This window comes from Vitreimonas sp., assembly GCF_035627415.1.
Classification (GTDB): Bacteria; Pseudomonadota; Alphaproteobacteria; order Caulobacterales; family Aquidulcibacteraceae; genus Vitreimonas.
In genome coordinates this window covers 1-12168 of record NZ_DASPLU010000007.1, presented here as the reverse complement: position 1 = coordinate 12168, position 12168 = coordinate 1, and the positions used below count along the sequence as shown (strand labels likewise).

Genomic DNA, 12168 nt, shown 5'->3' with positions numbered 1-12168 from the left:
CGGGCGAACGCGCGCCCTTCAAGTCCCGGCCGCTTTCGTCGACAAAGATCCTCCGGCACACTGGCGGAGCGGCCCAGACCGCTCCGCAGCTTCTTCCGCATCAGGACGATCATGGGACAGGCACGCGCAGCACGACCGATCCGGCGCACCATCCTCGCCGCGATGGCGCTGGCGGCGTGCGCCGCTGCGCCCGAGCCTGGACCGCCGTCTTCGTTGATCCCGGCGCCGGCTGAGTTGACGCAGGGCGCCGGCGGTTTCGTGGTTCGCGCCGGCACGCCGATCGTCGCGGCGCCGTCGGATCCGGACGCGCGCTGGATAGGCGAATATTTGTCCGACCTGACGGCGCGGACACGGGGGCTCACCTTGCCGGTGCGTGGCTCAGGCCGTGGCATCGTCATCCGCCTCGTCGACGATCAAAGCCTCGCCGCGGAAGCGTACCGGCTCAATGTCACGCCGCACGGCGTGGTGATCGAGGCGCGCGAGCGGGCCGGGCTCTATTATGGCGTAGCGACGCTGTGGCAGCTGATGACGGCCACTGCCGAAGGGCCGGCGCTCATTCCGGCGTTGCGGATCGAGGATCGCCCCCGTTTCCGCTGGCGCGGCATGATGTTGGACTCGGCGCGTCACTATCAGTCGCCGCAGTTCATCCGCGCCTTCATCGACGTGATGGCGCTGCACAAGCTCAACGTGCTGCACTGGCATTTGACCGACGATCAGGCTTGGCGCTTAGAGATCAGACGCTATCCGCGGTTGACGGAAATCGGCGCTTGGCGCGTGCCGGCCGGCGCGGGCCGCAACGACATCGATCCGGCGACCGGCCGGCCGCGGCTCTATGGCGGCTATTACTCGCAAGACGAAGTCCGCGAGATTGTCGCCTACGCAGCCGCGCGCAACGTGACGATCGTTCCTGAGATCGAGATGCCGGGTCATGCGTCGGCGGCGATAGCGGCTTATCCCGAGTTAGGCGTGCTCGACGATCCTCCGCGCGAGACGCCGGCCGACTGGGGCGTCTACCCCAACCTTTACAACGTCGAGGAGCCGACGTTCCAGTTTCTCGAAAACGTGCTCGTCGAAGTGATGGAGCTGTTTCCTGGCCAGTACATCCATGTGGGCGGCGATGAGGCGGTGAAGACGCAATGGGAGCGTTCGCCCCGCGTGCAGGCGCGCATGCGCGCGTTGGGCGTGGCGGACGAGCATGCGCTGCAGAGCTATTTCATCCAGCGGATGGAGCGCTTCCTCGCCGGACACGGGCGGCGTCTGATTGGATGGGACGAAATTCTCGAGGGCGGATTGGCGCCGAACGCGACGGTGATGTCCTGGCGCGGCGTCGACGGAGCGGTGACCGCCGCGCGCGCCGGACACGATGCTGTGCTGGCGGCTTGGCCGACGCTCTATTTCGACAATCGCCAGAGCGCCTCCGTCAACGAACCGCCTGGCCGCGGCCGCATCGTCAGCGTCGAGAGCGTATATGCCTTCGATCCGGCGCCGGATTCGCTCACGCCTGCCGAGCAGGCGCACATATTGGGCCTGCAGGGCAATCTGTGGAGCGAGCACATTCGGACCGAGCCGCGCATGTGGCGCATGGCGCTCCCGCGCGCGGCGGCGATCGCCGAACTTGGCTGGTCGCCGGCGGAGCGCATTGGTTGGGCGGACTTCTCGCGCCGGCTGCCGGCGCAGATGGCGCGTTACGACATGCTCGGTCTGCCCGAACCGCCGCCGCTCTCTGCGCCAGCGGCGAACGTGCGGCGCAGCCAGGAGTTGGAAACATGCGCCGACAAGCTGGTCCTCTCGCTCGAAGACGACGCACCGGTGCGCGGTGAGCGCGCGGTGTTTCTCATCGACATCATGCAGCCGTGCTGGCTTTGGCGCGGCGTTGATCTCTCGCAGGTCGAGACGTTGCGCGCCGGCGTGGGCCAAGTCCCGTTCAACTTTCAGATCGGGGAGGAGGTGAACGCAATCCGCTTTCGTCGCCCCGCCACTCGGGCTGGCGAACTCGAAGTGCGGCTTGGCTGCGAGGGCGAGCGGATCGCCGTCCTGCCCCTCGCGCCGGCGGCGCGCGCGCCGGGCGTCGCCGCTTTGGCGCCGGTTCAACTGGCGCAGAGCGAAGGCGTTGCAGACCTTTGCTTCACGTTCACCCAGCGGGGCGTCGATCCGATGTACGCCATCGACTGGATCGCGCTCGATCCTGTGAGCGGCGCGCCATGAGCACACTCGTCATTTCCTCGCCGCTGGAAGGTTGGGCCGCGCCCTTGAGCGAAGTGCCGGATGCGGTGTTCGCCGAGCGGATGATGGGGGACGGCGTCGCCATCGATCCCGTCGGCGCGGTGCTCTATGCGCCATTCGACGGCGAGGTGATTTCTCTGCCGCAGACGGGCCATGCGCTGGGCGTGCGCTCCGATGCGGGCGTCGAGATGCTGATTCATGTGGGGCTCGAGACCGTGGCGTTGGCGGGCGACGGCTTCATCGCGCACGTCTGCGAAGGTCAGCGCGTGCGCGTGGGCGACCGGCTGCTCAGCTTCGACCTCGACCACTTGGCCCAGCGCGCCAAGAGCCTCGTCACGCCGGTCATCCTCACCAATGGCGAGCGCTTCGAGATCGTGCGGCGCATCGAAGGGAGGCGGATCGAGGTCGGCGAGGCGCTTATGGAGCTGCGGCTCCGTGCAGCGTCCGAAGCGGGAGCGGCCGGCGGCGGCGAAGCGAGGCGCGAGATCGTGCTGCAGTTCGAACACGGCCTCCATGCGCGTCCGGCGGCGACCATCGCGCGTGCCGCGCAGCGCTTCGCAGCCGAGATCGCCGTTTTCGCCAATGACAAACGCGCGAACGCAAAGAGCGCGGTGAGCTTGATGACTTTGGGCGCGCGCAAGGGTGACGTTCTGGCGATCGAAGCCGTCGGCGCGGATGCAGCCGCGGCGGCCAGGGCCGTCGCGGAGGCCGCCGCCCAGCGCGAAGCGCGCGTAACGCCAGCGCCCGCGCTCGCCCCCATTGCCCCGGAGCAGCCGCCGAAAGCCGACGAACTGCGCGGCCTTTGCGCCTCACCGGGGCTTGCCGTCGGCGTCATCGTGAAAATCGTTCGAAGCGAGGCGTCCGTGGCTGAAAAGGGCCGCGGGCTCGAGTTCGAACGCGCCGCGCTCGCGCGCGCCCGCGATAGAGCAAAGAACAAGATCGAGCAGGCCGCTCAGAGTGGGCAAGCGAGCCAACGCGCGGTTTTGACGGCCCACGCGGCGCTGATCGATGACGCCGAGCTCGCATCCGCGGCGGATCGGCTGATCGCAGACGGCAAGAGCGCGGCCTTCGCATGGCGCGCCGCTATCGCAACGCAAATCGAGACTTTTTCCAAGCTTGGCGACGGTTACATGGCGGAGCGGACGGCCGACCTGAAAGACGTCGAGATGCAGGTGCTCACCGCGCTGGGCGTGGCGTCCCACAGCGATCTTTCGAAGCTGCCGGAGCGTGCCATCGTCACCGCCGATGAATTACTGCCGTCTGAGTTCGCGGCGTTGGACAAGACGCGCCTGGCCGGGCTCTGCATGGCGGGCGGCGGGCCGACGTCCCATGTGGCGCTGTTGGCGCAGGCGGCGGGGGTCCCCGCGCTTGCGGCGGCAGGCGCGCGCGTCATGGAGGTCGTGGAAGGAGCCACGGTCATCCTAGATGCCGAGGCGGGCGCGCTACAGCTGGCGCCGAGCGCCAAGGAGCTACGCGAGGCGCAAGCGCTAATCTTGACGCAGCGGGCCCGCGCCGCTGCGGCGCAAGGCGGGGCAGGCGATGAGGCCCGCACCTCGGATGGGACGCGCATTCTCGTGCTCGCCAATCTCGCTGCGGCGAACGAGGCGACGGGCGCGATCGAGCGCGGCGCCGAAGGCTGCGGCTTGCTGCGGACGGAGTTCCTCTTTCTCGACCGCGATACCCCGCCGAGCGAACAGGAGCAGCATGCGCAGTATCAGGCCATAGCCGACGCCCTGGCGGGACGGCCGCTCGTGGTCCGCACGCTCGACGCGGGCGGCGACAAGCCGATGCCGTATCTGGCCTTGGCCGACGAAGAGAACCCGGCGCTGGGTCTACGTGGCGTGCGCGCAAGCCTGAAGTATCCGGAGCTGTTGCGCGCGCAGCTGCGCGCAATTTTGCGGGTGCGGCCGCTGCCGAAAATACTGTTGCCGATGGTCACCGATATCGCTGAGCTGCGGCGTGTGCGGGCGATGCTGGCGGAGCTCGATTCTGGCCACGAGATCGAACTGGGCGTCATGGTCGAAACGCCGGCAGCGGCGATGCTGGCCGATCAATTGGCCGCGGAGGCGCAGTTCTTGTCGATCGGGACCAACGATCTCGCCCAATACGTGCTGGCGATGGATCGGTGCAACGCGGAGCTCGCCGGTTTGATCGATCCGCTGCATCCGGCGGTGTTGCGGCTGATCGCGCACGCTGCGGAAGCGGCGCGGAAGCACGGACGCTCGATCAGCGTGTGCGGGGCGGCGGCGTCCGATCCGCTTGCGGCGCCGTTGCTGGTGGGCCTTGGGATCGACACACTATCTGCGGCGCCGAGCGCGATCCCGGCTGTGAAGGCGCGGCTGCGCGAAATCCGCCATGCGGATTGCAGGCGCGCCGGCGAGGGGGCGCTTGCACTGGGTGATGCGCAAGCTGTGCGCCGGCTTGCCGCGTCACTGGGACGTGCGCCATGACGTTTCTTCCGGCTCTGCAGCGGCTCGGCCGCGCCTTGATGCTGCCGATCGCAGTGCTGCCGGTGGCGGGGCTGCTGTTGCGCCTCGGTCAACCGGACTTGCTCGACATTCCGTTCATCGCCGCGAGCGGGGCCGCGGTGTTCGGCAGCATCGGCGTGGTGTTCGCGGTGGGCATCGCTATCGGCCTTGCGCGGGAGAACCACGGCGCCGCAGGACTTGCCGCGCTGGTGGCCTATCTCGTGACCACAGAAGGGGCCAAGGCGCTGATCCAGGCGCCTGCCGAAGTCACGGCGCAGCTGCCGCAGCAGGCGCACGATCTCGCGATCGCCGCGTATCGCCAGGCGGCGGCGAACAAGTTCGGCATGCCGGTCGGCATTCTCTCGGGCTTGATCGCGGGCGCGCTCTACAATCGCTTTCACGACATCAAGCTGCCCGACTATCTCGCCTTTTTCGCGGGAAGGCGTTTCGTGCCGATTGTCGCCGGGCTCGCGGGCGTCATTCTCGCCGGGGTGTTCGGGCTTGGCTGGCCGGCGCTCGAACGCGGCATGGACGAGGCCAGCCGCGCGGTTGTGGCGTCGGGTGAGGCCGGGCTTTTCTTCTATGGCGCGCTCAACCGCGTGCTCATCGTCACCGGCCTTCATCACATCCTCAACAACATCGCCTGGTTCTTGATCGGCGACTACGGCGGCGCCACCGGCGATCTCAACCGCTTCTTCGCCGGCGATCCGCATGCGGGCGCATTCATGACCGGGTTCTTCCCCGTGATGATGTTCGGGCTGCCGGCCGCGTGCCTTGCCATGTATCACGCGGCCGCACCGGAGCGCCGCAAGGCGGTCGCCGGCCTCTTATTGTCGATGGCGCTGACGTCGTTTCTCACCGGCGTCACCGAGCCAATCGAGTTCACCTTCATGTTCTTGGCGCCCTTGCTTTATGTGGTCCACGCGGTGTTGACCGGCGTGGCCATGGTGCTCATGGACCTCCTGGGCGTGAAGCTCGGCTTCACCTTTTCCGCCGGCGCCATCGATTATGTGCTCAGTTACAATCTCGGCACGCGGCCCTGGATGCTGCTCCCGGTCGGCGCCGTGTTCTTCGCGTTATATTATGGGCTTTTCCGCGTCGTCATCGTCGCTTTCAATCTGCCGACGCCAGGGCGGGAGGCCGAGCCGCGCGCTGCAATTGCGCCCGTTGGCGCAGGCGCGCGCGGCGAGGCTTTCGTCAGGGCGCTGGGCGGCTCAGCGAATTTGCAGCTGGTCGACGCCTGCACCACGCGCTTGCGGCTGCGCCTCGCCGAGCAGCAACGCGTCGATGAAGCTGCGTTGAAGGCGCTCGGCGCGCGCGGTCTGGTGCGGCCGGATTCGGCGACGTTGCAAGTCGTGCTCGGCCCGATCGCGGACCAGGTCGCAAGCGAGATTCGCGCCGCCATGACAGCGGGCGCGATGTCAAATTCGGCGGAGGCCGGAGCGCCGGTCTTGGAAGACGCGCAATTGGCCTCGGCGATCGTCGCCGCGCTCGGGGGCGCCGCCAATGTCCGCACCGTGCAGACCTGCTCCACGCGCATCCGTTTGGACGTGCTGAACGCGGAGCGCATTAGCATGAGCGCGCTCGAGGCTCTGAAGCTGCGCGGGCTGGTTCGGCCCGAGCAGCATATTCTGCACGTTTTGATCGGACCTCGCGCGTCCGCCGTGGCGGCCAGCATGGCGGCGCTTTGACCAGTCCTCGGATAGCCGATGCGTCGCCGGGAAAAAATGGTGCTGGGGCCGGAATCGAACGGGACCGCTAACATCCAGATATTCCAAGCAACTTTTCTATTTGAAGGAGCACGGGTCCGTCAATGTGTCGCCAATAGGTAGCGCGCAGTTGGGCAAATTGAACGTCCAGAGAGCAGTCACTGGGACGTGGCGGAATGATGCGGAAGCTTGAGGCATAGCGGTGCGGGATGACGACCGTCGCGTGCGCTGATTATCGTGTGGTCACGAGGCCACCATGCTTTTGCGCTTGCCAAAGGTGATGCAAGAAACGGCGCTGTGTCGCTCCTCAATCTACGCCGCAATCAGCGAAGGCCGCTTTCCGCCGCCTGTACGAATTGGCCGGCGTGCGGTCGCTTGGCGGCTCAAAGATATCGAAGCGTGGAAGGCGCGGCTGCCTCAGGCTGGCCCTGTCCGATGGGAGTGATCGGCAGGGCTCCGAGGTCGGCTGCGGGGCAGAAGCGGTCGCCAGCAGCTTAGCGTACGCGCGGCGAAGCGGACATCGGTCGAGCGCGCCCCGGGAAAGACTGAAGTCGCGAAATCAGGCGAGGATGTCTATTACGTCGTTTTCGAATTTGGCTCCGCCTCATCTGCTTCCGAATTTGTTTGATCGCACGCCCAGCACGGCTCGATGCGCTTCGTATTGCTTGGTATCAGTTTTCCAATGATTTGGAGTTAGCTGACCGTCGCGATCTTCTTGGGTGTTGCGTCCAGCACGACAAATTGAAGCAAGCCGGCGTTTGCGTGGAGGCTCTGCAGCGCAACGAGCAGCTCAGCTGCGGACATCGGCTTGGGAAGCCCGTCGGGCGCTGTCGGAATCGATCGGCTCATGGTTTGACCGCCAAGCCAAAGTACGACGTAGAGTCCACGACCTTGGGCCTCCGGGTCTATTGAATACAGGCGCTCAAGCTGCGCACTCGGAGCGCTCCAAAGCTTTGGGTGCGTTTCGAGTTTGATCTCGATTGGAAGCTTCATTGCGTCGGACAGTGCGGCGATATCGACTTCCTTGTCGTCGGCGAGATGGAGCTCGGGCAGGAGCCGGACGCCAAAGGATTTCAGCCGAGCGCGTAGATCGTCGAGCAGTCGATCTCGACATTCTTCTTCGCCCTTGTGACCGCCCATGGTTGCGCGGCCATGGCTGTCTGTGTTCCAGAACTTGCGCCAGCCATCCGTATCGCCGCCCTGATATTCCCCTGAAAGTTCTTCGAGGTGGCCGATCGTCAGCGCCGCGAGATCGTCAATGTTCGCTGGCGGGCCATTGCGCAGAGCGGCAGCGACCGCGGCGGGTGAGGAATGCTTAAAGCCGCGTTCGCGAACAATCTTGCTGCGCCCCTCGGCGGCATGGAGCATGTCATCCCGATAGGTCGAAAGGTCTGGATCATTGATCAGTCGGCTCAGCGCCGCAGCGGCGTCATCGCTATAGTCCGACGCTATGCGGGATACGCAGCCCTTCACAAAATCATCGACCTCGGAGCCGGTCCGTCCTCGCCGCGAAAGACTTGAATTGCGGGGATTTGGGAAAATGTGACCGAACAGCCGAACGGCGCGTTCTAATGACGCCAAGTCCAACGACGAGGTCGGCGTCTTCCGCCGCCGATCAGGAAATATCACTGAGATCGATGATCGCGCGTTGTTGGCTCCATGCTCGGGGTCGCGCAATTGCGTTTCGAGATGAGCCGTGTAGACGTCCGGATTCAGCAGATAGCCGACAGTGATCCAGGTCGTTCGTTGAGCCGGCTCAAGATCGGGAATGTCCAGGGCGAGTTCCACTAGCGGCATGAGATCGCCGCCTGCGCCGCCATGGAACGCCGCCAAAACCAAATCGGTCAAGATCTGAAGGGGCGGATTGAGCTTGGCCCGCAGCAAGCGCGGCGCAATCAAGGCGGCGACGCGGCTGTACCCGGCATAGTTTGCAAGTGCGTAGGAACCTTGAATGTGATTGGCGCCCGCTTCGAGCAGCGGGGTCATGTAGCGCGTCAGCGCGTCGGCAACGGCGTCTGGCGCGGCGCGGGCGACGCTTTCGTCCAGGGATTCGCGTTCGTCGTCCTTTTCCAGGTCGTCGGTAATGCTGCCGCCGTGCATGTGGCCAATGAAGATGCTCGCCAGGCGTTCTCGCGGAAATGCAGCGACGAGCTTGTCGGCGCTATGGTTGATCTCCGGGCTGCGCCAAAATAATTCCACGGCCGCGGCGACCGCCGTTGTGAGATAGAGAGTCTGATTGTTTGCGGCGTGCTCCGCTGTTTCCTCTGGCGTGGGAAGAGCGCCTTTAAACAGAAAGCGTTGAAGCGCTATCGCGGCCTCGGCGGCGAGTTCATCTCCGAGCGCCTCTTGGAGGCGCTCTATGAGCGGCTTGGGCTCCTTGTTGCCGTTGCTTCGAGCAAACAGGAGTCCCGACAGAAGGTGGAGGGGATGAGGCGCAGCGCCAGAGCCGATCCCAGTGAGGTTCTCGCGGATGTACGCGATACGATCGGCCTTTTGACGAAGCTCGCGGCGCTTGCGGTCTGTTTCATGGGCGCGTTGCTTTTCTAGGTGTCCGAGCGAGGATTGTGTAAGGAAATTGCGGGCTTTGTTGTAGTCGCCGGCGCGGCTTGTGAGTGCGAGTAGCGCGGCGAAGTCCGGCTCGGGCAACGGCATGACCGATCGCGCGAGACGGGCGACGAACCAAAGCACTTCTGGGCCACGCTCGGGATCATCTTCGGCAAGCGAGGCTATGTCGCGAACGAGTTGGACGGTGAGGTCCATTCCGATCGGGGCGTCATGAACAGCGTCGCTCAGGCGATGCCAAAGCCGGTTCATCGGCGTGCCATCCACGAAGAGGCGCAAATAGTCGAGTTGGAAGCCTTCTGTGCTTACAATGTGCTTTCGCAGCGCGGACGCGACTTCACGCTCCTCATCGAACAATGAATGACCAAGCGCCGGCAGCCATCGATGGAGGCGGACCGGTGTGATCGCTTGCGGGCGAGCGGCGAGCAAACGGCGCAGCGTGGCGAAGGCCGCGTGTGAGAGTTCGTCGGCGCCGTGGTGCTCGGGCGGATTGGTCGCCGCCAGTGCGTCAAGAAACTCCTCCAGCCGATCGATGGGGGTTAGCCGACCAATTTGACCACCGGCCATGATGCCGACATCGGCGCTGTCGCGCCGAACGGCGGCCAAAACCAGGTTCGCCAACTCGGACACGTCGATCGCTGCTGAGAAGCGCGATTGCAGGATCGCCAATCGAACCTGCAGGTCGTGATCGTTGCCGGCTGCATTGACCTGGGAAAACAATTCCGCGCCGATTGCGTCGTCCACGTCGCCGCAGCGCGCCAAGGCGTCAACCGCGTCGGTGCGCACGAGATTCGGTTCTGCGGCGTTGAGCGCTAAGGCGGTCAGGACCTCAGTGAAACCCGACGGCGTCTCCTTGCCGTAGGTTAGCGCATTTAGAAGCGCCGCCTTGAAATGCGCCGGCGCGGTTGGATCGGAGAGCTCCGTCCGAAACCTCGCCCACATGCTCGGACGCGATATTGCGCCCCATGGTTCGTCGGAACGGTATTCGGCGAGAATCCAGGGATCTCTATGGCGCGCGCGCTCGCCCAGCGCATCGATGAGCGCGCCCAGAACAACATCGGAGAAGAGCGTGGGATCGCCCTGCATCACAACAGCGACGGGGTCGGTTGCGACGAGCGCCGCCGCCGTTTGCTCGTCTGCGAGTGAGCACACCCATGAGAAGAGTCCCCGCAGCGAAGCGAGCGTGCCGCCATCGTGGCCGGTGATCAACGAAAGAGCGCGCCGGCTTGGAATTCCGTTGCCGACGCGCTCGGCGATCCAGCGCCCAGCCAGATATTCTGCCGTGGTGCGGTGGTTAGGCGCGAACACATCCTGGTCGAGAGTGGCGAAGAGGCGTCTTCCGAGCGCAGCATTGGCCGCCTTCGGCGCCGCCGGCACGGCGCGCGCGTCCAGGACGTCCTCGTCTGGGGTCTCCGTGCGCGCTATGCCCAGGCAATCGGAGATCAGATAAGTCGCGCAAATTGCGCTGGCCGCCTCGGAGACTTCCGTAACGGTGATGTCTTCGGCGGCCTGTGCGTGAACGTCGTTGGACTCAGCCGCCTGTACCGCGATCGCCTGCCGAAAGAGATCGGACTTTGTCGCGGGCCACCCGGATTTGACGGCGTCGGCGAGGAGCCGGACAAGCTCGGGATTGAGCAACAGTTCTTGCAGACCGCGGCGTTCGGCCTCGGCGATCAGCTCCTCAGGCTTGGATGTGAAGGCCGAAGCGACTGCGATAGCGTCCTCACGGGACAATGGCAGCAGCTGCACGATGGCGAGGTCGTCATAGCCCACATTCTCAACAATGCGGGTCTTGTCGATTTCGCCGAACCAATCGCCCGAGCGGCAGGTCATGGCGAAGTTCGGGAGCCCGAAAGCTTCAAGTTTGCCGAGGATGCGCTCCAACGTGGAGCCGTGCCGGTCCCCGGCGCGGGCTTCGTCCAACCCATCGATGAGGATTGTTGCCGCGTTTGGATTCACCTCCTGTGCGAGAAAGCGCCTAGCGCGGAAGTAACGACGGCCGGATGCCTCCAACGACCGAAGCAGGACGGTCTTGCCCATCCCGGGCTCGGCAAGGATGACCACGGCTTTGTGTTTGAGAAAGTCCTCGATGTCGCTGGATTGGGTTCGCTCGCCCGGAGCCTTTATGAGGGACAGGCGCCGCTTGATCGGCGTTGGACTAGCCATGCCGGGCATCCGCACGGCGGGCAAAGGCCGCGCCATATCCGACGGAGTGGGCGGTTTTCACGCTGCGTCCGGGGTCTTTCCGTAGAACGTCTCGATCCATTTGGTCTTCATATCGACGAAAGCACTCGCGACATCTGCGAATTTGATCACGAACGCTTTGTCATCCGTCCTCACCATGGCGACGATGATCTCGCCGGCTTGGACGGCGAGCCGTCCCATTTCTGAACTGACCGCTTCGAGTGCATTCGGGTCCACGAACGGCGTGTTGGTCGCCTCAAGACCCTTGGGTCTCAGCATGGCGACTGAGACCATGCTGGCGTGCCCCGCGAGTTCGGAGAACTGCTGATAGAGAAGGGCGCGCTTCTTCGTGGTGTATCCGTCGCGGGCATCAAGCTCTTCACGAACTTTCACCGGTTTGAAGTCCCGCAGCCTTTCCTCCCGCGTTGCGTTTCGCCATGTGGTGATGGCCGCGCTGTTCGTGCGGAAGAAATCGAGCAAGAACACGGTTTCCAGGATGTCGCGCAAAATCTGCGCGCTGAAAAGGTAGTAGCCGGACAGCATGAGCTTGGTGGCGGCCGCCAGCGCATTGAACACGCGCAAGCTGAGCATCTGCACGACTTTGAAGTCTTCATCGGCGGTGCGGTACTGACGGAACACGTCGAGCGCATCCATGGCCCGCTCGGTGATCTGGAAATGCAGCAGCAGCTTAGGGCTGGTTTCCACCAGTTCAATCGACTTTCCGCGGAGTTCTTCCTCACCCTGGTGGAGGAGGATCAGATTTGAAGGCATTTTCTCTGTTGACATGAACTAAGGATACGCGATTCGCACCGCGGCCCGAATCGCCGAGCGGGCCATGCTGGATTGTCCGCTATCGGCCGGCCCAGACGGAGCGTCTCTTCTTGGGAGTGGCTGTGTGAAAACGCTTTGGGGCGCGAGGCCGTAAATGACGCACGATTCACGCGCGGATCGCCGCCACGAGTGGACGCACGCCCATGATCGAGATCATACGCTTCAGATTGTAGGCCAGGACGCACAAGCTC

Annotated in this window: 6 protein-coding genes; 4 read left to right on the top strand and 2 right to left on the bottom strand. The window is 64.6% G+C overall.

What is annotated here, in order from left to right; translation table 11 throughout:
• The first annotated feature begins 111 nt into the window (after nucleotides 1-111).
• The 4 genes from VEA80_RS04670 to VEA80_RS20395 all read left to right on the top strand — a co-directional run bounded on the left by VEA80_RS04670 (nucleotide 112) and on the right by VEA80_RS20395 (nucleotide 6845).
• On the top strand, nucleotides 112-2205 hold the full coding sequence (locus VEA80_RS04670) for a family 20 glycosylhydrolase (protein ID WP_325059536.1): 2094 nt from the start codon (nucleotides 112-114) through the stop codon (nucleotides 2203-2205).
• A complete protein-coding gene (gene ptsP, locus VEA80_RS04665) occupies nucleotides 2202-4673 on the top strand; it encodes a phosphoenolpyruvate--protein phosphotransferase (RefSeq protein ID WP_325059535.1) in 2472 nt (823 codons plus the stop codon). Before VEA80_RS04670 ends, ptsP begins: the two co-directional genes overlap by 4 nt.
• Nucleotides 4670-6382, top strand: a complete 1713-nt coding sequence (nagE, locus tag VEA80_RS04660; protein ID WP_325059534.1) for an N-acetylglucosamine-specific PTS transporter subunit IIBC — start codon at nucleotides 4670-4672, stop codon at nucleotides 6380-6382. The genes ptsP and nagE overlap by 4 nt, the downstream gene beginning before the upstream one ends.
• A gap of 274 nt (nucleotides 6383-6656) precedes the next feature.
• Complete coding sequence (locus VEA80_RS20395) at nucleotides 6657-6845, top strand: helix-turn-helix transcriptional regulator (RefSeq protein WP_349257208.1); 189 nt, start codon at nucleotides 6657-6659, stop codon at nucleotides 6843-6845.
• 248 nt (nucleotides 6846-7093) lie between these two features.
• On the opposite strand, the gene VEA80_RS04655 is transcribed toward VEA80_RS20395, so the two are convergent.
• Nucleotides 7094-11128, bottom strand: a complete 4035-nt coding sequence (locus tag VEA80_RS04655) for a hypothetical protein (RefSeq protein ID WP_325059533.1) — start codon at nucleotides 11126-11128, stop codon at nucleotides 7094-7096.
• 57 nt (nucleotides 11129-11185) lie between these two features.
• On the bottom strand, nucleotides 11186-11917 hold the full coding sequence (locus VEA80_RS04650; RefSeq protein WP_325059532.1) for a hypothetical protein: 732 nt from the start codon (nucleotides 11915-11917) through the stop codon (nucleotides 11186-11188).
• Nucleotides 11918-12168: the final 251 nt, after the last annotated feature.